This is a genomic window from Planctopirus hydrillae (assembly GCF_001707835.1).
Classification (GTDB): Bacteria; Planctomycetota; Planctomycetia; order Planctomycetales; family Planctomycetaceae; genus Planctopirus; species Planctopirus hydrillae.
This window is the reverse complement of sequence record NZ_LYDR01000158.1, coordinates 181,118-202,901: the sequence shown is the minus strand read 5'-3', so window position 1 is coordinate 202,901 and position 21,784 is coordinate 181,118. Positions and strand designations below refer to the sequence as shown.

Sequence of the window (21,784 nt, the reverse complement as noted above, 5' to 3'; positions counted from 1 at the left end):
GACACTTTTTCGAAAATGGAAAGCCCGAAATGCCAATTGCCACCCCTGCGCAGTACGCCCAAATGTTAGACGCCGCTCAGAAGGGCGGATATGCCTATCCCGCAGTGAACGTCTCGTCGATCGTCACAATCAATGCAGCGCTTAAGGCGTTTTCTGACAAGAAGTCCGACGGCATCATTCAGGTTTCCACGGGTGGTGGCCAGTTTGCCTCAGGTCAAAACGTGAAAGACATGGCCTTTGGAGCCATTGTTCTGGCCGAAGCGGCACATCGTCTTGCAGAAAAGCACAACGTGCTGGTGGCTCTCCATACTGATCATTGCCAGCCAGCCAAGGTTGAATCCTTTCTGAAGCCCCTGATTGCAGAGACAGCACGCCGTCGCAAAGCAGGGCTGAACAATCTCTTCCAGTCTCACATGCTGGATGCTTCAGAGCTACCACTGGGCGAGAACATGGCTCTTTCCAAAGATCTGCTCAAGCTCTGCGTGGAGAATGAAATCATTCTCGAAGTGGAGGCTGGTGTGGTGGGTGGTGAAGAAGACGGGATTGATAACTCAGACCATCCTGCAGAGAAGCTTTACACCACCCCGGAAGACATGGTCGCTGTCCATGAAGCTCTGAGTGGTATTGGTCGCTTCCTGTTTGCTGCCACCTTTGGCAATGTCCACGGCAGTTACAAGCCAGGGGCCGTCAAGCTTCGACCAGATATCCTCAAGAACGGCCAGGATGCCGTGATGAAGAAGTACGGCGCATCGGCTGAATTCGATCTGGTCTTCCATGGTGGTTCTGGCACACCACTGGAAGAAATCCGTGAGACATTGGGCTATGGCGTCGTGAAGATGAACATCGACACCGATACTCAGTACGCCTTCACACGTCCTATTGCCGACCATATGTTCAAGAACTATCTCGGTGTGCTCAAAGTCGACGGCGAAATTGGTGACAAGAAGCAGTACGACCCACGCGCTTATCTGAAGGGGGCCGAAGTTGGCATGGCCGCCCGTCTTGGCCAGGCCTGCGACGACCTCCTCAGCACCGGCAAAACCCTCCTTGGCTAACCCCTTGCGGGGCTTGGCACTATCGTGCGGGCCAATTTCTAAGGGCTGCAGGCTCGTTGGCCTGCTGATCCTGGGACTCATGGCTTGGAATCATTTAGGGTGCCATGTAGCGAAGCGGAATGCACCAAGTTTGGCGCTTATACCAATTTCAGTTGTGTTTTGTGCTTGTGGTGCCATGCTCACATCGCAAAGCAGAGTGAGCATGCTTCGGCTGAAAACTCCTGTTTTCAGTGATCGAACCTCCCAAACAGTTCTTTAGTTTAGAGAGATTCAGAACTCACGAAGCAGTCATGGCTTGGGTGCGAGACTTTGAAGCGGGGTGGTTTCTCTGAGGAGAAGCTGCCCCGCTTCATTTTGTTTGTTCAAAGTAAAATAAAGGCCATGCAGGGGCCGGTGACGAGCGGGATGGTAAGATTATCCAAACCGTGAGGCGACCAGGCTTCGATGGCGGCGATGACCACTCCCATTCCACAGGCAATCGTGAGAATGGCCGGCAAGCCGAAAGTGACCGGAAGCAGGAATGCGACCGAGGACATCGCTCCAAACCCCACGGCGAAACTTCCTTCCCACGAGCGATAACGGATTGTCGAAGAAAGCAGGTCCGAGACAGGGAAGCGATGGCGGCCAAACCGAGTGCCAATCGGTTCGCCGAGTGCATCGGCAATCCCCAAGACAAACGCTGACATCCGTGTGATCTCGGTCGAGCGGAAAATCAACTCGATGGCGACCAGGCTGACAATGCTGGCCAGCCAGGAAATCCACAGGTGGCCGTGAGGATTTGGCCAGTCCTCCATGCGAACATAACCTCTGAGCAGAATATTTGATAACGCATGCTGAGGGAAACGACAGGCCACGAGGAGTATCACGAAGAGCAAGCCAATCGCCACGATCGCATTCATGCGGTCGTTGGCGGGGTTTTCTGTCCAAAACCATATGGCTCCGCCAGCAAGGATCGCCACATGATTCATCTTGCGAGCATCGCCAATTCGCAGCCAGCCTCGATGATGCAACCACCCCGTCAGACACCATCCCGCCATGACCAGGGCGACAAACAGTCCGCAGGTCAGAGAATCGATCTCTCCTGTCAACCAGTGCGACATTATGAAAGTCCTTTCACTTCAGGAGTGATGGTATTCGTGGCTACTAGCAGAAGTTGTCGCTGTTTCCATGCGTGCCAGGCTGTCGGGACGTCTACAGCCGGATAAGGCAGCAGAGCGATAATGAGCAGCACATCGAGATAAGCGAGAAAACCCCAAAGCAGCGACAAACAGAGAGCGGTGCTGGCGAGTTCCGGAAAGTTGTCTGCAGAGAGGACCAGAATTGTGGTAGGGCAGAGCATCACAGCCCAGGCTTTGCACAGCCAGGCATGAGTTGCCGTTCCGCAGCCGAAGCGACTGTAGTTGAGAACCTGGCAAAGCACTTCACAGGCAATCAGCCCGGCAATCAAAATGTGGTAGGGCTGCAACAACTCGGCTCGCCAGATCAACAGGCTGACTGCAACCACAAAATAGAACGCCACATCAGCTCGGGAGTCGGCACGCCTGAGTTTCTCAGTGGCTGTCGACCAGCGGCGTGCCAGCACACCGTCCATCCAGTCGGAAAAGAACGTCACAAGGACAATCACGCTGGCCACTGTAGGCAGGCCGTACATCAGCGACAGCACTAAAGCCGGCGGCGCGACAATTCCCCGCCAACAGACAAGCCCCCACGGCACCCACAAACGGTACCCAGACTTGTCGCTCTGAATTGGAACTCCATCCGGCATAACCAACCTCATGAATCAGTGAACCAGCACTAATGTTGACATCAGCAACATAGCCTAGACATGGAGTGTTGCGAGTGTCAACATAATTTTAAGAGTTTGTTTTTGTCGTGGCTTTCCACCTGCCAGCAGGAGGGCGAAATGGCCAAATCTCAGGCATATCATCATGGCGATTTGCGAAGGGCTCTCCTGGACGCCGCCTTAAAACTCATCACAGAGCAGGGCGTGGATAAGTTCACATTACGTGAAACCGCCCGTGCCGCTGGTGTTTCTCACAACGCGCCCTATCGTCACTTTCCCAGCCGCTCGCACCTGCTGGGGGAGTTAGCCGTGGAGGGCCACGGCATGCTGCGAGAGCAACTGCTAAAAGCCATCGAAGCGAGTGATGGCACGCCTCTGGAAAAACTGCTGGCGATTGGCGTCGGGTATGCTGAATTCGCGATGCAGAGGCCAGCCATGTTTCGCGTGATGTTCTCCAGTGAAGCCGCTCGCGATGAATCCGCTGCCCTGCAAATGGAACGCGGAAAAACCTTCGGAATGCTCGAACTGGAACTCGCCCACTGCGTCACGGCTGGAGTCCTGAGCTGCGAATCCACCAGCGATGCTGCACTGGCAGGCTGGGCCGCCATGCACGGAATCAGCTTCCTGTTTATCGACGGCGGCATGCAGGACCGCCCATTGACCGGCGGTCGATCCACAAAACAAATCGCCCGCATGGTCCTCGAAACACTCGTCTTCGGTCTACGCCAAAACGGCACCACGATCTCTGCTCAACCAGAAACGACAAAGCCTCTTCGTAAAGCAAAAAAGTAGTCCAAAATTTGGAGATCGCGATTCTTACTCACTTCTAGGTTGTATTGTTTTGAGGAAGTTTTATGAGGGATTTCCTGAAAGGCGCACGGAATTTTCTCGATGAGGCTGGATTCGAAAGTACCGAGGAGAAAATGCTGTCGGCATGCTCATCGATCGTTACCAAAAGCGACTACGCATTCTTTGCAAAACCACCGTTGAGTAATCATGAAATCCATTCAATCGCGAATGGCATTTATCATTTCATCTTTCATCCGCAAGATCCGCTCGGGAGTAACTTTGATATCCAGTTTGAATCCATTCGTGCAGGCTCAGACAGGACCATTGAACTCTTCGAGTTTGCCAGCGAAACTTCTAACGAGTTTCTATGGGAATGCTACGCAAGATTTACGGCTCCAGATTTGCACGCCGCTTGCATTCCCGATCTGCTGATTGAGTGTTTACTTTCAATGATGTTTCGCTATCGATTATGCGAGGCAGATCAGGAGTACTTTCCTCTTCAATATGTAATGAGTTTTTCTACAGTTGCCGCAAGTGTAACGAATGGAGCAATCTCCAGAGATAAGTTTTGCTTTGACCTTGTGAGCTTGCTCTCCATATATGACCTTCGTGAGTGGACCGATACATAGCAGAAATGTGGCACAGCGAGAGCCATTCAGCAAACTGTTCTATGCGGGATTTTTCAGGATTTCTTTTTCTTTACTGCACGCCACAACGCAGGCCCGCAACGTGGCGTCGCTGACACCCCAGGCAAGTGTTGGGTGATCGCAGATCATGTTGAGGATACTTCTCGCGGTTGAGTACAGCTGACCTGTTGCCAGGCTCATGTCGCATTTGTTGCACTCGATGACAGCTAACGTGAAGCTTCCCATGCGGCAGAGAAGTTCTATATAGTTTTCACGGACTTCATGGCAATCCACGATATCCAGTGATCGTTGGTAGATATACGTCGCATCGCCTGGGCAGGCACCCTTGGATTTCAAGAAGGCGGCGCGTGCGAGAAATATCGCCGCCCAGGAGGTCAGTTGATTGCTCCGTTCTGGGGCCTTAATCGATATCTCCAGCGAATCTTCTGCCAGTTTCACAAGCCGGGCAGAGAAGTCATCATAGATTTGAAAATCCTCTGTTTTCGGTGGATCGCTGTACTTTTCATAGTGCGCCCAGAGAGCTTCATCACTTTGATCGAACATATTAAATAAACCGTGAAAAACGAAGAGTGAAGGTTGTCTAGCAACCCAAATACAAACTCAGCCACAAGTACATTGCGTAACTTGCGGCTGAGTTAATAAGTTTGGTAATTTTTCCGAACCGGCCTATGCGGATTGTCAAAAGCCCAGGCCGGGCCCATTCATTCCGGCTGTCTGGATCACTCCATTTTTGACCGTGAAGACTTCGGGGTAGTCGCGAGCCCAGATTTTGTTGGCTGCCGGGCAATACTGGCGACCATTTCCTTCCACAGCTTTGATACCAGGTAAGTGAGCCGCCAGACTGGCGGAATGCAGGAATGAGGCGCCTGGGCAGGTTAAATCCTGCACACACAGAAACATCCCGAACTTCTGTGCTGCCGCCGCAAGTAACAAAGATTCAGTCTGCCCCTTGCAAGCCTTGATCGCCACACCGGAATAACCAAGATCACGTGCAGCGACCAGAGCGTCATAATCCACCAGTGATTCATCGATCACCACTGGCTTGAGTTTGGCCACCTCATGCATGGAAATCGCATGAGCTGCGAGATCGCGATGAGTCGGCTGCTCGATGTACTCGATCCGTTCATAAATGGCAGGGTGATCCGTCTTCAGAAAGTTGAGCAAAGAGAGCACAACATCAGCGGATTCGCACTGCTCGTTGAAATCGAGAGAATAATGCCATTGTGTCTGTGGGGCAGTCGTTGTGGCTACCTGATCGACACCTAAAATTCGTGCCCGATCCCACTCAGGATCATTCCCTTTGAGCTTGATTTTCAGATGCGTCAATTGATCTCGAACAATCCATTCGCCCAGATGTTCCGGCAGACCATCTCCGATTTTCTGTGCCACGTCACCAGCCGTTAGTGGGTCGACAGCTCCCACCAGGTGATAAAGCGCCAACGTCTCGGCCGGTGCTCGCAAGGTGTACTTGTCGAGATATTCACCCGCAAATGACTTATCGAGATACTCCGAAAGGTCGAAGGTCATGTACTTTTTGGTGAGAACGTCGTAACTGCTCATCTGATGCATGCGACCAAAGGCATCATGAAGAGCCGCATCCAGCGCACTGGCGGCTACCAGTTGAGCCAAAGCGGGAAGGGCCTCTGGCATTTTATTCCGCACGGCTAAAGTTTTTGCGAGGTGGGGATATTCACCAGCCAGATGATAAACCAGATCGATGGGATGCCCTGCCTCCGTACAGATCTGAGCGAGATTGACGATTTCCTCGACGAAGAGCTTCATTGCCGCTTCGGTCTGATCGGGCGTACAAACCGTCGATGGCCACGACCAAAGGTTTCCCAGGGGCATGCTTCCATACCCTTGTCCTTTGTGCTTCCCATCACGGGATTCGACGACCACATCGACATTCACCAGAACTGCAGTCTTCTGGACTCGATCACCGAATTTGAGAGGCGTTCTAAACGCAATCGGCTCAAAGGCGCAAGTTACGTCTTTTATCTGGAGGTCAGTCGCCTTCGCCATGCTCCCGTCTTTTCCCAACAAAGTTTTGTAAAACGTGGTAAAACTCTCTGCCGTTGAGAGAGGAGTTTAATCCACTTCCGGCAATCAGGGCAAGAACACACCTTCCCATGCCTGTTCCAGAAAGTCAAAATCTAAGCTGTAATAATCAGTTTCCCATTGGCTGACTTCCCTGCGTGACTGGATGAAATTTCTACCGAAAGTGCTGCTGAGCATGAGCTCGATTTTTCTCGACCGAAGGTGCACAAGGCTGCTTTCTGTGCAACTCTTCCGAAAATCCGTGTGCCTTCTGGCTCTGATGGTGATGTTCAGGGGATTATCCCTCGCTGCCCAGGAACCAGAAATTCGGCGTCCAGAATACTTTGATATCAAAGATCTGAACTTTGCTGTTGAGAAGCAGCTAACACGAACAATGATTCTTTCGGGACAATCTCTGCGAGAGACACTCCTGAAGATTGTGGAGAACGAGAAATGGTCCTGCTGGATTGATCCGGAAGTTGACGGGACACATCAGGTGGAACTTCAGGCCCTTCAAAACACCACTGCGGAAGCGTTACAAAAACTTGCCGAAAAGACGGGCCTCGGAATTCTCCGCATCGACACGATTGTTTATGTCAGCTCGCCAGAAAACACGCCAGTCGTGGTGACAACAGCAGCATTACGTAAGCTGGAACTTCACGCCCAACTGATCCACTGGCCTGCTCATCGCCAGCAAGCCTGGAAATCACGTCACAGCCTCGCCTGGGACGATCTGACGTCGATGTCAGAACTGATCGAACAAGCGGAACAATTATGGGATGTGCGAATTGAAGGAGAAATTCCTCACGATCTGTTGCCCGCTGGTCATCTCACCAATGTGCTTCTAGCCGATGTTCTCTCACTCATCGCTGCCAATTCCAACCAGACCTTTGACGTTTCCTCTTCGGGCGAGGCGTGCAGATTTCGTCCCCTGCAACCAGATGATTTGACAATCCGCGTTCAATTTCCTGATGTCCCGCAGGACAGGTTGCTCAAACTGGCTGCCGATTTACCGCACATCAAGATCGTGGATCAAAAACCCTTAGTGATCGTTACCGGAACTGAACCAGACTTGAGGCAGTTGTACTGGCTCACACGCGGCAAATCAGAGAGTTCAACCACTGCCTCTCAACCGAAAGATTCTCCTCCGTTTCATGGATTAACAACTGCCGTCGAGCCTGGGATTTCCCAGGGGAAGAAGTCTTCCAAGAAGAAAACACCAGAGAATCCGACGGGGCTTCATCCTGCCAAACTCAAAATCACACTCAAACCGACACAGGCCACTCGACTGGCAGTCCTCGAGCAACTCTCACAAAGTGGAATGGTTATTGAGTACAGCGAGAAAGATTTCATCGCCCAGGGATTACCGCTGGATCAAAAAATCGATGTCGTGGCCGAGAACATGGCATTGGATGAGTTCGTCAAAAGCCTGTTCCCCGCGGGAAAAGTACGACTTCAGGTCGCGGCGGGAAAACTCATTTTGTCACCCGTCGTTGCACAACCTTGAAGTGAAATGCCCTCAGATCTGAGGATCATCTCTCATCCTGTTGATTTTCGAACCTCCCATTTTGTCAGAGATTGAGTTGTCTGTTAGGATCATGAGCCTCTGCCTGGCCATTTCCCTCAATTCGGAACAGAAACAACTTTCACCATGTCCACCACCAGTTCGCCGACCGTTGTTGTCCATGCCGGGAAGTCGTTCTGGAAAAGCTGGGCTTTCCGCGGCATGGCCATCATTCTGGGGTTTTCAGTACTCCTCAACATGGGCCTGTATGCCACCTTTCGCGACTATTTTGCCCGTAGTCCGGAAGTCAGTGAGCGATTTCTTTCGGGAAATTCCTCAACAACGCAGCGGATTGCCGTATTGCGAGTCAGTGGCACGATCATGCCACCACTGACCGAACGCATCATTCGACAGATTGAAGTTGCTGCTGAAGATGAACGCGTGAAGGGGGTGCTCCTGACGATTGACAGCCCAGGTGGGTTTGTCGCTGACAGCCACCAGATTTACCACGCACTTGAAAAACTCCGCGCGAAGAAGCCAATCAGTATTCAAATGAAGCGACTGGCAGCATCCGGCGGATACTACATCGCGATGGGTGCTGGCACCAAAGGGCAGATCTTTGCTGAACCAACGACCTGGACGGGTTCGATTGGTGTGATCATTCCCCGGTATGATATGAGCGCACTGGTGGAGAAAATTGGTATCAGTTCGGATCCGCTGAAGACCGGGGAATTCAAAGACGCACTCAGTCCGTTTCATCCGCTGACAGAAGCTGAGCGAAAAGTCTGGGAAGAAATTCTCAATCAGTCTTTTGAGCAGTTCATCGAGTTGATTGACACCAACCGCGACACTCTCGACCGGGAACAGGCTCGAAAGCTCGCCACCGGTCAGATTTATACGGCACGTGACGCGCGAGCCAATGGGATGATTGATGAAATTGGCTTCGAAGAAGATGCCCTGGCGGCCCTGCAGAAATCGTTAAAGCTGGATCAAGTCCGCGTCGTCGAATATCGCTCACAGCCACAGCTTGTCGATCTGTTACTCGGAAGCAAAACCGAGAATGTCAGCGCAGCCCAATGGCAGGCTCTCGTCGATGCCACGACACCGAGAGCCATGTTCCTTTTCAGTTGGCTGCCAGGCTTGCCCCAATCACCCGCTCTTTAAGTATTTGATCAGTTTTCCAGCATCGCCTCGACAGACTTTACATCCACGATCAAGCACCATTCTCCCTCCAGGATTCGACCGCCATGATTGCGAACAACAGCTTGCCGATTGATCAACTCTGCGCTCAACTCGATGAGATTGTGCTGATCGATCCTCATTCGCATATCAACCCTCATGCAGCGGCTTCGAAAAATCTGGGGGATATCCTCGGATATCACTATTTCACCGAACTGGCCCATTCAGCCGGCATGCCCAGAGAAGTGATTGAAGCTCCCGGAATAACTGCCAAAGAAAAGGTGGGGCGAATTGTTGAAGGTCTGGCACACCTGGACAACACGATCCAGGTCAAATGGTTGATTGAACTGTGCGAGCGTTTCTTTGGTTTTCAAGATGATCGACTGACTCCAGACAATTGGGAGGCATTGTATGATCACTCAGAAAAGCTGATGTCGGCACCGGATTGGGAGCAAACCGTCCTGCAGAAAAGTCATCTTGAAGCCGTGTTTCTGACCAATGACTTTGATGATCCACTCACTGGGTTCGACACCAGAAAATACATTCCCTGCTTAAGAACTGACGATCTTGTCTTTCATCTGCAGAAGCCTGAAGTCAGGCAAAGACTGGCCAAAGCGACTGGCTTTGATTGTGCCACCCCCGCCAAATTGATTCATGCCATCGGACAGCTCTTTACCCATTTCGTTGCCCGCGGAGCCAAAGCCTGCGCCATTTCCTTACCACCTGATTTTGAACCGACTCCCGTCAGTCACGTTGATGCCGAAGGCCCCTTGAGGGCTGCGTACGCAGGCCAGGTGCTGACGACTGAGCAATCGCAGGTTTTAAGCCGCTTTGTCTTCTGGACAATTGCTGAATTCTGTTCAGAGCACCACCTGCCATTTGACCTCATGATCGGAGTTAACCGCCGAGTCTATGAATCCGGTGTCTATCAGGGACAGGATCTGTTCGATCAACGGGTCTCGCTGTATCAGTACCGCCGCCTGTTCAATGCCTTCCCGAGAGTCAAGTTCCCGATCTCTGTGCTGGCGCACGCAAGCAATATGGAACTGGTGAGCTATGCGTGGATCTTTCCGAACGTTATTGCCAATGGACACTGGTGGTATTCGAATATTCCTGCATTCATTGAACCGGATTGCCGCAGCCGTCTGGAAGCAATTCCTCGCAATAAGAACATTGGCTACTACAGTGACATGTACAAACTGGAGTTTGGCTGGCCGAAGTTCCAGATGTATCGTCGAGTTCTCGCCAAAGTTCTCTTCGAAGATTTTGTGGTCGGACGCCACTGGTCGGAAGAGAGAGCGGTCGAACTGGGGCGGCAGATCCTTCGAGGCAACGTCGAGACCATCTTTTCGGGGGCGTGCTAGACGTTCATTCATAGCCTGAATGAACCAGCCATCCGAAATTCTGATGATGAGTCCGGGAAATCAGGGCAAACGAGCCGCCCCCGACTTGGAGATGTGGTCATTTGTCCTTAGAATGCCGCTATCCTATTCATCATCACGACTGATCAGCATTTTTGATCCTTACTTCTCATGCCTTTCTGGAGTCGAACATGGCCAAATTGCTCCTGCTTCAAGGAGGGGAAGCCACCCCTTATGAAATCGCTGGTGGCGAAGTGGTGCTGGGGCGACATCCTGAATGCTCGATCCAGATCAACTCGAACATGGTTTCCCGCAAGCATGCCCGAGTATTCTCACATGATGATGGCTTTGTCATTGAGGATCTCGGGAGTGGTAACGGCACGTTCTTGAATGGCAAAAAACTCGAAGCAGCGACAAAAATCAAAGATGGCGACCGTATTAAACTGGGGCCGATTCTTCTGCGATTTGAAGATCCTGATAATCCTGCCAGTCGCCCTGCGCTGGCCTCGGGAAGTGGAGTCAGTGGAGCAGGAAACCAGGCAGCGACAGCGACTTTCAATCTGGAGTTTGCCTCTGGGGATGACGACGTCGCGACTGTGATGGGAACATCCGGGCGTGTTGAAGGCTTTGGTGCCCTGGAAGTTCAGCCCGAAGCCAAGCTGAAAGCTGTGCTCGAAATCAGCCGTGCTTTGGCAGGCAGCACGGATCTTGATGGATTGCTCCCTAAAATTCTCGACACGCTGTTCAACATCTTTCCGCATGCAGATCGTGGCGTAGTTCTTTTCAAAGAAGACGATGGCAAACTCATTCCGCGAGCGATTAAACATCGCCGCTCGGATGAAGATGAATCGGTGAAATTGAGCCGGACTGTCCTTAATACTGTGCTCGAGCAAAAAGCAGGGATTCTTTCGGCAGACGCGACGAACGATTCTCGTTTTGAAGCCAGCGAGTCGATCTCGGCTCTCACCATCCGCTCGATGATGGCAGTCCCGATGCTGAGCGTCGCCGGAGATGTTCTGGGTGTCATTCATATCGATACCCAGAATGCTTTTAACCAGTTCAAAAAAGATGACCTCGATCTGTTGATCGCGGTTGCCGGTCAGGCTGGTCTTTCCTATGAAACCGCCCGACTCATGGTGACGGCACTGGAAAAACAGAAGCAGGACCGTGAGATGCAGATTGCGGCCAATGTGCAACTGGCCCTCCTGCCGGAGAGTCTTCCCAAAGTCGAGGGTTATCAGTTCTACGCTTCTTATGATTCGGCACAGGCAGTGGGTGGTGATTACTACGACTGCATGCAGCTCGAAGGTGATCGTGTCTTCTTTGCTTTTGGCGATGTGGCAGGGAAGGGGGTCCCCGCTTCTCTGGTCATGTCCCGAATTTCCAGCGTCGTGCAGAACGTGATGGCCTTCGTGACAGACGTTGGCGTGGCTGTCGGACGAATCAACAATCAGATGTGTGCGAAAGCTGTCGAAGGTCGGTTTGTGACCTTCGTCCTGGGTGTCATTCATACGCAAACGGGCGAAATGTCTCTCGTGAATGCCGGGCACATGCCCATCATGATCCGCAAGGCCGATGGGACAGTCGAGGAATTCGGAGCTGAAGCTGTCGGTATTCCGTTAGGAGTCATGGAAGATTACCCCTTCGATGTCGTCACGAGACAGATTGCACCAGGCGAGACATGCCTGATTTACACCGATGGCGTCAGCGAGGCCATGAATCACAACAGTGATCTTTATGGCATTGAACGGATTCGGGAACTGATGCAGGCTCATGGGCATGAAGGGGCTGAAGAGTTAGGACGGACGATTCTGCAGGATGTCCGCCGCCATGCCAATGGCCGTCCTCAGAACGACGATATTACGTTGATGGTCTTCAGCCGACTGGCGTAGCCTCCAAATGGCCGCACGGTCTATTCGGCCATTTGAGATGAATCAATCTGTCCGCCAAGTCACTCAGTTGCAGGCAATCACCCTTCATTGGGCTTTTGCACCTGGGACGGCCAATGTGTCGCTCAGACATTCATTCTTCAGACCAGTAGTCTGAGTACGTTTTATCTGCGGGGATTCTACGGAAGGTGCCAGCTACGCCATCAAAAGTTCAATCTCTTTCGTCAGTTGCCCCAGCGGTTGACAAGTCTGGCGAACAATTTTCAACCATTGGTCGGCCAACCACATGTCGCGGTCATATTGAGTCTTTTCTGGACACTTCTGCCTGAGAACGAAGCAGAGGCCGCCGCCACGATCCCGAAAATCAAGGCTGCGCATGCCGTTTGCGAATCAGCCATCATTTTGTTCGTCGCAAGAGGGAAAGAGCCCGGCAAGGATTGAAATCCGTGCCGGGCTCTTCTTGAAAAACAGTCAGCAAAAAACAATCAGCGAGTGAGTTCGCTGGTGTCTCTCAGTTGAATTGGCGAATGACACCGACCAGCACGCCCAGGACTTCGACTCGATTCGAGTAGATCGGCTTCATGGTGCTATTAGCAGGTTCGAGACGGATTCGAGTTGGTTCGCGATAGAACCGCTTGAGTGTGGCATCCACGCCATCGACGAGGGCCACAACGATTTCGCCATCACGGGCATCAGACTGCCGCTTGATGACCACATAATCGCCTTCAGCAATCTGATCTTCGATCATGGAGTCACCTTTGACTCGCAGACAGAAATGATCTTCGGAATCGAAGAGATGGCTGAAATCGACTCGTTCTTCCTGCTGTTCTGCCAACACCGGGATACCGGCAGCAATCTGGCCAGCCATGGGAAGAGTCATACGGGAGGCTGGACTGTCAGCGAGTTGAATCGCCCGCGACATGTGAGATTCTCGGGAGATCAGTCCTTTTCGCTCGAGGGCCTTCAGGTGGCACATCACGCCATTGGGAGAGCGAATACCAAAGTGAGTTCCGATTTCTCTGACAGTCGGACCGTATCCTCGATTCATAATCTTGTCGCGGAGAAAATCGTAAATCTCTTTTTGCCGCGTTGTCAGATTGACCTTCATGCTCATGCCATCCTGTGTCTAGGCATTGTCTTTCGACATTTCATGGTGAATACACGCCGGCAGGGAATGAAAATCGTCGCCTGTTACGAAGTCTTCTCATGCCGGCGATACTAGAAAAAATCCTAATATACTGACGTGAACGTGACAAGTGAGTATCGACACCTTTGTCCACATGTGACAGATTTCTTTAGTAAAAACCAGAATGGATACTTATCCAGATAACAAAGATGTGATGATTCAATAGCCCGACCAAATGTATACAGTATTCTCCATGATCTCTTTCAGGAAATCTATTGTTTTCTGCACATCACCGTGAAATTCCTCGATCAAGGCGGTGTATTTGGGAAATGAGTCATTCCATGTTTTTCTGCACTGCCGTCCCAAAAAATGAAACGGCCGCCCCAAAAAACGAAACAGCCACGGTGCTCGCAGAGAATGCGAACAGCCGTGACTGGATCGATTGGCTTTGGAAATCGAGACTGAGACCTTAGTTCTGATTCGTCTCCTGAGCTTTCGCTGCCCGCAAATGCTTCAGCAGCACTTCTCGTAATTCTGGTTCGAGGGTTGAAGGCTGAACCTGCGTTGAGATGACGGTTCCCTGAGGGTCGATCAGCCAAATTGTGGGCAAGGTATTGATTCCATAGTGAGCAGCCAGAGGATGATTCCACCCGCGCTTGGCTCGCTCTGAATGGAAAATCTGTGGCCAGGAGACACCTGTTTCCTCCAGGAATCGATCGACCGCGGATTCTTCGAGATCCAGATTGACGCCCAACGTGACGCAGTACTTCTCGTATTTTTTCGAGATTTCGAGCAGTTGGGGAAGTTGATCGCGAAATGGTTTGGATGCTGTCGACCAGAAGACCACAAGCACGGCTTTGCCGCGATACTCATCCATGGTGATAAAATTGCCATCGAGAGCGGGCCCGGCGAGTTCAAGGGATTTCCCAGGGAGATCAATCCGGCGCAGGACGTTGGTAATTTGCTGTGCTTCGGGAGTTCCTGGAAATTTCTGCTCGATGAGGCGATAGCAGGTCACAGCTTCTTCGAGTTGACCATTCATCTCGCAACTTGTGGCTGCAGCCAGGAGGAAAGGTAAGCTTTTGGCTGAATCCTTGGGAAAACGTGTCGCGTACAATTGCGACTGTCTGGAAAGTTCAATCAGCCAGCGCGGCTCGGTTTCTGAAGAACGCAGTGCATTGGAATGTGCCAGACTGACCACCGTCTGCTGAGCTTCGGCAGCGGCATCGGATTCCGGTCGATTCTCGAAAAAGACAGCAGCAATGTCATACAAGGCCGACGTACTCTCGGCATCACCCTGCAAAGCCAGTTGCAGGTGGCTTTCGAGAAGGTGGTGAGCTGAAACGGTAAAGAGTCGCTCCTGAGCTTTGTCTTTCGCTGTGACTGCCAAGGCTCCGGTCGCAAGCTCGATAATTTGTTTGTTTCGTTCTGTGCGGAGCTTCTTCTGCGCTTCCATTTGTTCCCGGAGTTTATCCTGAGCCGCTGGCTTATCGGCGGATGCAGTCTCAATCACAGGGTAGGGGAGCAGGCGAATTCGCAGAATTTCACGAACGGCCCATTCAGGTGAGCCTTTCTCCGGTTCAGGCGTCTCAGTGAGTGGTTCGAGGGGTTCTTCAGGTTCATCGTTGTCCGCGTTTCCGGGAGTTGCCGCAGTTCCCGGGGCAGGAATCGAAGCCACAGGCAGGGCACTTCCAGGCTGGTTTGAAGTGACAGGGGACGGATTGGCACCGGGAGAGACAGCCTCGGAGGCTGAGTTTGCGCCCACAGATGTTGTGCCGGCAGTGTCGCTGCAGCCAGCAGCTGCGAAGGTCAAAAGGCTCAATATCAGTGCAAAACTGCAGTTTATTCGAGGCATTCGTGACATCCTTGTCGAGAACATTGGCTGCAGAGGTTTATCCAGCACCTCTTCGGCGAGCCATACGTTCTATGGCAAGAACTGCCGATTCGACAAGAGCGGTTGCAGAATGTTCTCTGAAAAGGAACACTCGGTATCCAAATTCGCGCGGTATTCCCGAATGTCGAGAGAGCTGAGATGACCAGTCTGACTGTCGAAAACTACCTGAAGGCCATGCTTCAGATCGGCCTCAAGCATCAGCAGCACTGGGTCACGACCGGTCAACTGGCTTCCGAGCTCAATGTATCGCCTGGCTCGGTCACCAGCATGCTCAAGACACTCAGCGAGGCCCATCTGGCGGAGTATCGACCTTATGGCGGAGTCGCATTGACTGAAACCGGGAAAACTCTGGCTCTGCGAATGCTTCGCAGACATCGTTTGATTGAGCTCTTTCTCGTGCAGACATTGAAGTTGACCTGGGATCAGGTCCATGAAGAAGCCGAGCACATGGAGCATGCCGTCAGTGATTTTCTGGTTGAGCGGATTGATGAGTTTCTTGACCGACCAGTCGCCGATCCTCATGGCGACCCCATTCCGGCCTCTGATGGTGTCATGCGAGGCGTGGAAGAAGCCACGTTTCCTTTAGCAGAAATCCCCTGTGGTGAATGGTTTCGTGTCAGTCGGGTGGTGAACCAGGACCCAGCATTTTTGAGATTTCTGACTGAGGCTGGAATCGAGATTGGATCAACAGGAATCGTTCGCAGCAACAGTCCTGAAGCCGGCATGGTTTCGTTCGAACTCTCGGGGCGACCGCTCAATCTTGGCCACTCAGCCGCTGCAGACCTGCAGGTGGTCGTTTGCAAGCCAGAGGCTCAATAAGCCGATCGCAAGGTCAAATATCGATAGAAATGGCTGATTGTTCATGAGTTATGCAGCCTGAGCTGTGTGCTCGCGATTGACTGAACTCGTGAAGTGGTCAGGGATTCGGCGTAGTGATTGACCGTGAAGGAGTCGATCGGCCAGGCTTCCTTCAATCCAGGCATGGTAGCTCCACCACGAAAGCGCAAATCCTATTCCAGCAACGATCACAAACTGAATCGTTGCTGGCAGCGATGTCCGCACGGCACCAATTTCTAAAGCCACAATCAGCGGATGATGGACCAGATAGATCCAGAAAGAGGCTTTTGCCAAGCGAAAAACCAGTGGCGAAAGTGGGGGCAGTTTGGTGGCCATCACCCAGCAGGTGAGTGTCCAGAAAAAGGCTGTCGACGCCAGCAGGCCACCTGACAGCCAGCGGTGAGGCGAGGTCCACGTCTCGTTGGCAGAGTTCAGCATTTGGGGCGCATGAGTGAGTTGATAAACGGCGATCAAGGCGGCTATGGCCGTCAATAACGAAAATCCAAGAACTGCCGGATGATCAAGAAACCGAGGTTGGCCGAGTGCAGCCAGGGTTATGCCAAGGAGAAAGAACTCAGCGGAGTAAGCAAACTTGGCAGGATCTGGAAGAAATCCGTGCTGAAATCCGGTCACAACATCTGGTCGCCAGGTGAGAGTCAGGCTGACGATTCCTAAAAATACGAGCCCGCAAAGTATGGCTCGCAGGGTTCCTGGATTCTTTCTTGAAATCGAAAGCACGGCTGCTGTCTCGCTCGATCGTTCAGGGGATGAAATCCACGGCTGAATTTTCCAGAGGGCCAGGGGAAGGCTCATCAGTAGCAGATACTGCAGATACCACAGGTGGCTGAACCCCCAGAGTTGAGCGTAATCACCTGTTAACTTCAGGCTTCGTAGTTTGACAGCTGGTAACTCTCCGCTGAGAACCCAGCCACCAATCCACAAATACATTTCGATGGGCAGGATGATCACGCAGCCTGCGAGGAATGGTCTCCCCAGTCGTTTGAGTCGAGATCTCATGAACTCGACAGCACTGCGGTTTTTCAGACTTTGCCAGCAGCCGTAGCCACTCAGACAGAAAAACAGTGGCATGATGAACGACTCGATCCACCAGAAGAGCCCGTCGGCGAGACTCGAAGAGGTTGAGGAGCGGGCCGGCCAGGCCAATCCCTGGAGGGGATGTTGCAGATAAGGGATGGCTGCATGGAGCACGACGACAAGAAATGCTCCACCACCGCGGAGGGCATCCAGTCCCCGATCCCGGTTGGCAATCACAGGCGGCGGAAAAGTGTTCGAGCCCACCATGGCTCCTGGAACACGCAGCATAACATCCCTGTTCGACGAGTGAGGAAGAGCCGGGAAATATCAGAATTTCACTGATACGGGCAGATCAGATTTGCGGACTCGCGGCAAATTTCTTCGTCGCGAAGAAAGCGAAGCTGCAGTTTTTTCTCGACGGCACTCAGAGGTTTCCAACTGCCTTTTGCGACTTGATCTGGTGGCTTGATTTCATGTCCGAACAGCCGGGTTCGCTCATATTCCGCCACTTCATCAGTTGATGATGTGTGTAGCTATCTCTATGTGGGACGATAATTTATCGCGAATTCTTGCTTTTATTGCTTCAGGTTCTCAGGTTCTTTGGTATTTTGGAAAGACATGCAAATATTATGTGTTTGCAGTGTTGTTCGATCTCCGGACTCAGAGCTTTCCGGATGATCCAGCCCAGCCATCGGCATGGTCGTCAATCGAAATTTGTTGCTCTTGCGGTGCAAAAATGTTGGGCCGTCTTTTATTGAAAGTCAGTTCGGCGGCTCACGGTCTGCTCACCTATGATTTTTGTCCCTGGGCAAATCGATGGGTCTATTGGGTCAAGCACCCATTGTCTTTTCTCTCGCTGACAACCATCGCTGCGATCGCCTGCGCGATCTGGATCAATCCCTATTCGTTTATTGGAGTTGCGGGGGCGTTATTGATCCTTGCGGTGGGGTATGTCTGGCCCTACCTGAGTATGTGGGGAGTCTCGGGGGAAATTGAATTTGAACAGACTCATTGCAGTGAAGGGGAGTCGGCTCGAATTCAACTCGTCGTCAACAATCGGTGGCCATGGCCCGTCTGGGGGCTGAAAATCGTATGTTCCTCATCTCCGCAGGCAGGTCTGGCGACAGGTGAAGGTCTTCCCGTCAAAAAAGAAGTCTGGGCATCGCTGGCATCGATCCCTGCCGGAACTCATTCAACGTTTACGTGGGAGTGGTTCCCTTCAGTTCGGGGTGAGTATCCCCGAGTGATTCCATGCCTGGAATCTTCATTTCCATTTGGCTTTCAAGTCGCCTCTCGAAAACTTCAGGTCAGGAATCGACTGATTGTCTGGCCCAGGGTGTGGACTTTGACATCGTTGCTGGATGCGATTGAAGTTTTTCCCACTGCCGAAGTCTTTTCCGATCATCGAGTCGGTGATCAGGGTGATCTTCTCGGCACGCGGGCGTTCCGTCAGGGTGATTCGCTGCGCCGCGTCCATTGGGCACAGACAGCACGGCATGGGCAGATGATCGTTGTCGAAAGGCAGGCCTCGATCCAATCCAGGGTCGAAATCGATCTCCCCACAGATCACTCGGTGCACACCGGCAGCATTGACGATTTCAACGCCTCTTTGAACTGGGCGACCCGTCTGGCGGCCAGTCTGGGGTTAGCCTATCTGGCTGCAGGCAGCACTGTGACCGTTCGTGTGGGCCCACAGGCACTCACTGTGGAGAACAGCACCAAAGGCAAAGCAAAGCTGTTGGATGCGCTGGCGCGAGTTCAAGAAACGACAGATGGTCGTCATGTTGGGCATCGATGCGATCGCCGGGGATTTCATCTGGCAATTGTGACTGACAAATGTGTGCAGGGGATGCACCTGCCTCATGAAGTTTCCGGTCGGATGATCGTGATTCGAACCTGTCACGAAGGGCATTGCGAAGACCAGCATGCCCATGACGATGCCTGTCTGCGTGGACTCTGGCTGGATCTGAACCCACATCTGGGAGAGCAGTTTCAACGCGAATGGAAGAGAGTGTGCCATGCCGGCTAATCAGCGAGTCAGCACGCTTCTCACATACACGCTGGCCGTGTTGTCGAGTATGACCTTTGAGGTTGTGCTTGGTGAACCCGAGCGGGCAATCTGGCTTTCATGCGTCATCGGGATTAGTAAAGTCGTTCTGGCATTGCTGGCTGGATGGCTGCTGAGATTCAGTTTGCCAACTTATTTCACCAGGCCAGAAGGGCAGGATCACTCACTGCCCATCATCAGCGGGTTGGTCGTGGCCCTATTGGGTATCGAACTCATCACGCGGGCACAACTGGGGCTTTGGCTACCTCTGGAACTGCTTCTGCTCCTGGCGCTGCAAGCCGTCATGCTGGCACTGGTCATCATCAGTGGCTCGGGGACCTATCACGGCATGGTCGCGGTAATGTCGACGTTTTTGATTCTCTTTTCGGCAGCACTTGGCAAGCCCTGGTGGTTGCAGATTCTCGTGCTTGGATATCTGGCTGCCGGAATCTGGTGGCTGATGGGAAAACATTGGGAGAGTCTGCATTCCCATCTGATCTCGTCCAGTACAAGGAGGTTTCCGCGCAGTTGGCTATTGATTGTGCCTGTGCTCTTGGGATTAACGATGCTTGCCATTCCGCTGGGTTATGCGGGTGTGACAGGCTCGCTGTCGGGGTTTATGCCCAGTTCAGGTGGAAATGGAGACTCAAGCCCCTGGGCGCGAGGGGGTGTCAATGATGGCGACACCGTGATTGCGGGAACGGAGAACGTCAAAAGTTTTGCCCCGATTGATGACGCACCGTTCATGACATCTCATGACCTCAGTCTGTACGACCTCTTCGATGATTCCTATAACGAACCGATCATCCCTAAGAATCAGGATCGAGCCATTGCGCTGCCTCGACAGTTTCGATCAACTGCCGAGCAGAAAATGGCGAAGGCTCAGACGGGTGGCCGTCCTTTTTCCATGTTGAGAAAATCAGAGGCGGAAAAGAAGACTCTTCCGACCAACATCTCGACGGATGCCGTGGCATTTTTAGTCGGACGAGTGCCACTGCATCTGTCGCTGCAGACGTTTGCAGAATTTGATGGTGTGGTCTGGCAGGCCGAGGCTGAGCCCTCGATCGCATCGATGCAGGGAACAATCCAGACGATTCAGGGGAAGCCCTGGTTTGTACTTCCGGTGGAAACTCGCCCCATGGGGTTTGGCCAGAGTGAACTGCATGCCATCAAGCTCGTGCAGCTCGACACCAATGCGATTCCATCGCCTCCCGGTCTTGAAGCCGTCATGATTGATCAGTTAACGGATGCCTCTTTTTACCGTTGGGCATCCCCCGGCCGATTACGGCTGGATCGCGAGAGATTGCCTGACCTGACGGTCATCCATCTTCAATCAGCACCTGTGGCAGAGAAATCACTGCGATCGAGTCCGACGAACTTTCCCAGCGGTGCCATGCAATATCTGGGAATGCCTGATGATGATCATCTTCTGCGTTTTGAAGAGTTAGCGGAGCAGATTACCAAACCCTATCCTCGTGGCTGGTCTCAAATTGCTGCTATTCGAGATTACGTGCGTTCTCATTACCAGCTTGATCGAGAAATTCGCCCCCCTGTCGATTGTGAGAACGTCCCTGCCTGGTTTCTGTTCGATTCCAAAAGGGGAAGCGATTATCACTTTGCCGCAGCGACAGCGATGCTCCTGCGTGCTGCCGGTTATCCATCGAGGTTAGTCACAGGCCTGTATGCCCGGGATGATCGATACGATTATCGATTGAGGCATACCGCGATTCTCAAAGAGGATGTGCACACCTGGGTCGAGATTCATGCCGGTCTCAACTGGTGGGTCACTGTCGAGCCCACTCCCGGCTACAAAGTCTTGCAGCCGGTTCCCACCATCTCCGAATCGATCATGTTGGCGATCTGGTGGTCGTTACAAATCATCTGGCAGAATTTTTTCGTTCTGCTGGCGAGTCTCGCGATGATTTCTGTCGCATTCTGGCAGCGTCATCATCTGCTGGCGGAATGGAAAGCTTACAGGTGGCGTAAATCTTGCCATCAACTGAATCGCGAAGCTCTGCTGGAGGCAGGGCAAGTGCTTTCACTGCGATTCAAAGCCGCATCATGGGACAAGCCAGATTCCTGCACTCTGGGACGCTGGCTTCAACAGATCCGGCGAAGCCTGGATTCCGCTGTTTCAAGAATCGATGGCCTCAAATCAGCAAGTGACATGGATGAATCACTGACAAGAACGAATGAGAAAATTCGGGCGTTGACTCCAGCACTTCGAGAGTTATCAAGATCATTCGAGTGCTTTGCAGAATTGCACGATGCAGCTCTTTATGGCCCTGAGGACTTTTTCGAGAGGCTCCCATTCGCTGAAGCTCAATCACTACTGGCCCGGCTGAAGCAACTGGATAGCCATTGGAGCAGTTGGAGACTCAAACGCGTGCTCAAGGTTCTGACTCAGGAATCTGAGCGAATTCAGGCATTGAGCGAAGCCAAAAATCAGCCAGGTGAATTCACGGAGGTTTCATCCTCAGGTGTGGTGATTTCGGCAGATACTCGAAAAGCAGCCGCCAGATTCAGGCTGAATCAGGATCAGCTCATTGCCAGTGCTTAATCAATCAACTTGTAAGTTTCGAAATCAATTTGATCTCTAGG

The 21,784-nt window shown here is 52.3% G+C and carries 17 protein-coding genes; 10 read left to right on the top strand and 7 right to left on the bottom strand.

All coding sequences use genetic code 11. The features are described 5' to 3' along the window. Nucleotides 1–29: 29 nt before the first annotated feature. On the top strand, nt 30–1,055 hold the full coding sequence (fbaA, locus tag A6X21_RS22580) for a class II fructose-bisphosphate aldolase (RefSeq protein ID WP_068853154.1): 1,026 nt from the start codon (nt 30–32) through the stop codon (nt 1,053–1,055). A 362-nt stretch (nt 1,056–1,417) separates the two neighbouring features. On the opposite strand, the gene A6X21_RS22575 is transcribed toward fbaA, so the two are convergent. Next, the gene (locus tag A6X21_RS22575; protein WP_068853151.1) at nt 1,418–2,155 is read right to left on the bottom strand and encodes a diacylglycerol/polyprenol kinase family protein; all 738 of its coding nucleotides are present in this window, start codon (nt 2,153–2,155) and stop codon (nt 1,418–1,420) included. After that, nucleotides 2,155–2,820 (bottom strand): CDP-alcohol phosphatidyltransferase family protein, encoded by a 666-nt coding sequence (locus A6X21_RS22570; RefSeq protein ID WP_165603909.1) that lies wholly within the window; start codon nt 2,818–2,820, stop codon nt 2,155–2,157. The genes A6X21_RS22575 and A6X21_RS22570 overlap by 1 nt, the downstream gene beginning before the upstream one ends. A gap of 138 nt (nt 2,821–2,958) precedes the next feature. On the opposite strand from A6X21_RS22570, the gene A6X21_RS22565 reads away from it, so the two are divergent. Beyond that, complete coding sequence (locus tag A6X21_RS22565) at nt 2,959–3,630, top strand: TetR/AcrR family transcriptional regulator (RefSeq protein WP_068853146.1); 672 nt, start codon at nt 2,959–2,961, stop codon at nt 3,628–3,630. A 62-nt stretch (nt 3,631–3,692) separates the two neighbouring features. Then, on the top strand, nt 3,693–4,256 hold the full coding sequence (locus A6X21_RS22560; protein ID WP_068853143.1) for a hypothetical protein: 564 nt from the start codon (nt 3,693–3,695) through the stop codon (nt 4,254–4,256). Between the two features lie 39 nt (nt 4,257–4,295). Here A6X21_RS22560 and A6X21_RS22555 read toward each other — a convergent pair whose 3' ends face one another. Both A6X21_RS22555 and A6X21_RS22550 read right to left on the bottom strand, forming a co-directional pair. After that, nucleotides 4,296–4,817: a hypothetical protein gene (locus A6X21_RS22555; protein ID WP_068853140.1), complete on the bottom strand. Its 522-nt coding sequence runs from the start codon at nt 4,815–4,817 to the stop codon at nt 4,296–4,298. 135 nt (nt 4,818–4,952) lie between these two features. Beyond that, complete coding sequence (locus A6X21_RS22550) at nt 4,953–6,296, bottom strand: enolase C-terminal domain-like protein (RefSeq protein WP_068853137.1); 1,344 nt, start codon at nt 6,294–6,296, stop codon at nt 4,953–4,955. 301 nt (nt 6,297–6,597) lie between these two features. On the opposite strand from A6X21_RS22550, the gene A6X21_RS22545 reads away from it, so the two are divergent. The 4 genes from A6X21_RS22545 to A6X21_RS22530 all read left to right on the top strand — a co-directional run bounded on the left by A6X21_RS22545 (nt 6,598) and on the right by A6X21_RS22530 (nt 12,247). Continuing rightward, a complete protein-coding gene (locus A6X21_RS22545; protein ID WP_131818504.1) occupies nt 6,598–7,818 on the top strand; it encodes a hypothetical protein in 1,221 nt (406 codons plus the stop codon). A 144-nt stretch (nt 7,819–7,962) separates the two neighbouring features. Beyond that, a complete protein-coding gene (sppA, locus tag A6X21_RS22540; protein WP_068853132.1) occupies nt 7,963–8,979 on the top strand; it encodes a signal peptide peptidase SppA in 1,017 nt (338 codons plus the stop codon). Nucleotides 8,980–9,062: 83 nt separating this feature from the next. Then, a complete protein-coding gene (locus A6X21_RS22535) occupies nt 9,063–10,358 on the top strand; it encodes a glucuronate isomerase (protein ID WP_068853129.1) in 1,296 nt (431 codons plus the stop codon). A 188-nt stretch (nt 10,359–10,546) separates the two neighbouring features. Next, a complete protein-coding gene (locus A6X21_RS22530; protein ID WP_068853127.1) occupies nt 10,547–12,247 on the top strand; it encodes a SpoIIE family protein phosphatase in 1,701 nt (566 codons plus the stop codon). Between the two features lie 508 nt (nt 12,248–12,755). Here A6X21_RS22530 and lexA read toward each other — a convergent pair. Beyond that, nucleotides 12,756–13,352, bottom strand: a complete 597-nt coding sequence (lexA, locus tag A6X21_RS22520) for a transcriptional repressor LexA (protein WP_110766519.1) — start codon at nt 13,350–13,352, stop codon at nt 12,756–12,758. Between the two features lie 487 nt (nt 13,353–13,839). After that, nucleotides 13,840–15,225, bottom strand: a complete 1,386-nt coding sequence (locus A6X21_RS22515; RefSeq protein WP_165603908.1) for a TlpA disulfide reductase family protein — start codon at nt 15,223–15,225, stop codon at nt 13,840–13,842. 177 nt (nt 15,226–15,402) lie between these two features. Between A6X21_RS22515 and A6X21_RS22510 the strand changes: the two genes are divergently transcribed. Next, nucleotides 15,403–16,083 (top strand): metal-dependent transcriptional regulator, encoded by a 681-nt coding sequence (locus A6X21_RS22510; RefSeq protein WP_068853116.1) that lies wholly within the window; start codon nt 15,403–15,405, stop codon nt 16,081–16,083. A 48-nt stretch (nt 16,084–16,131) separates the two neighbouring features. Here A6X21_RS22510 and A6X21_RS22505 read toward each other — a convergent pair whose 3' ends face one another. Beyond that, the gene (locus tag A6X21_RS22505; RefSeq protein WP_068853113.1) at nt 16,132–17,424 is read right to left on the bottom strand and encodes an acyltransferase family protein; all 1,293 of its coding nucleotides are present in this window, start codon (nt 17,422–17,424) and stop codon (nt 16,132–16,134) included. Nucleotides 17,425–17,872: 448 nt separating this feature from the next. Here A6X21_RS22505 and A6X21_RS22500 point away from each other — a divergent pair, with 448 nt between their 5' ends. Beyond that, entirely contained in the window at nt 17,873–19,165 is a 1,293-nt protein-coding gene (locus A6X21_RS22500) for a DUF58 domain-containing protein (RefSeq protein ID WP_165603907.1), read from the top strand. Then, nucleotides 19,155–21,743: a transglutaminase-like domain-containing protein gene (locus A6X21_RS22495; protein WP_068853107.1), complete on the top strand. Its 2,589-nt coding sequence runs from the start codon at nt 19,155–19,157 to the stop codon at nt 21,741–21,743. Before A6X21_RS22500 ends, A6X21_RS22495 begins: the two co-directional genes overlap by 11 nt. Nucleotides 21,744–21,784: the final 41 nt, after the last annotated feature.

What these genes read in the sequence shown, in the direction of transcription:
- fbaA (WP_068853154.1), top strand. Translation starts at nt 30, where the DNA reads ATGCCAATTGCCACCCCTGCGCAGTACGCCCAAATGTTAGACGCCGCT.
- A6X21_RS22575 (WP_068853151.1), bottom strand. Translation starts at nt 2,155, where the DNA reads ATGTCGCACTGGTTGACAGGAGAGATCGATTCTCTGACCTGCGGACTG.
- A6X21_RS22570 (WP_165603909.1), bottom strand. Translation starts at nt 2,820, where the DNA reads ATGCCGGATGGAGTTCCAATTCAGAGCGACAAGTCTGGGTACCGTTTG.
- A6X21_RS22565 (WP_068853146.1), top strand. Translation starts at nt 2,959, where the DNA reads ATGGCCAAATCTCAGGCATATCATCATGGCGATTTGCGAAGGGCTCTC.
- A6X21_RS22560 (WP_068853143.1), top strand. Translation starts at nt 3,693, where the DNA reads ATGAGGGATTTCCTGAAAGGCGCACGGAATTTTCTCGATGAGGCTGGA.
- A6X21_RS22555 (WP_068853140.1), bottom strand. Translation starts at nt 4,817, where the DNA reads ATGTTCGATCAAAGTGATGAAGCTCTCTGGGCGCACTATGAAAAGTAC.
- A6X21_RS22550 (WP_068853137.1), bottom strand. Translation starts at nt 6,296, where the DNA reads ATGGCGAAGGCGACTGACCTCCAGATAAAAGACGTAACTTGCGCCTTT.
- A6X21_RS22545 (WP_131818504.1), top strand. Translation starts at nt 6,598, where the DNA reads ATGTTCAGGGGATTATCCCTCGCTGCCCAGGAACCAGAAATTCGGCGT.
- sppA (WP_068853132.1), top strand. Translation starts at nt 7,963, where the DNA reads ATGTCCACCACCAGTTCGCCGACCGTTGTTGTCCATGCCGGGAAGTCG.
- A6X21_RS22535 (WP_068853129.1), top strand. Translation starts at nt 9,063, where the DNA reads ATGATTGCGAACAACAGCTTGCCGATTGATCAACTCTGCGCTCAACTC.
- A6X21_RS22530 (WP_068853127.1), top strand. Translation starts at nt 10,547, where the DNA reads ATGGCCAAATTGCTCCTGCTTCAAGGAGGGGAAGCCACCCCTTATGAA.
- lexA (WP_110766519.1), bottom strand. Translation starts at nt 13,352, where the DNA reads ATGAAGGTCAATCTGACAACGCGGCAAAAAGAGATTTACGATTTTCTC.
- A6X21_RS22515 (WP_165603908.1), bottom strand. Translation starts at nt 15,225, where the DNA reads ATGCCTCGAATAAACTGCAGTTTTGCACTGATATTGAGCCTTTTGACC.
- A6X21_RS22510 (WP_068853116.1), top strand. Translation starts at nt 15,403, where the DNA reads ATGACCAGTCTGACTGTCGAAAACTACCTGAAGGCCATGCTTCAGATC.
- A6X21_RS22505 (WP_068853113.1), bottom strand. Translation starts at nt 17,424, where the DNA reads ATGCTGCGTGTTCCAGGAGCCATGGTGGGCTCGAACACTTTTCCGCCG.
- A6X21_RS22500 (WP_165603907.1), top strand. Translation starts at nt 17,873, where the DNA reads ATGTTGGGCCGTCTTTTATTGAAAGTCAGTTCGGCGGCTCACGGTCTG.
- A6X21_RS22495 (WP_068853107.1), top strand. Translation starts at nt 19,155, where the DNA reads ATGCCGGCTAATCAGCGAGTCAGCACGCTTCTCACATACACGCTGGCC.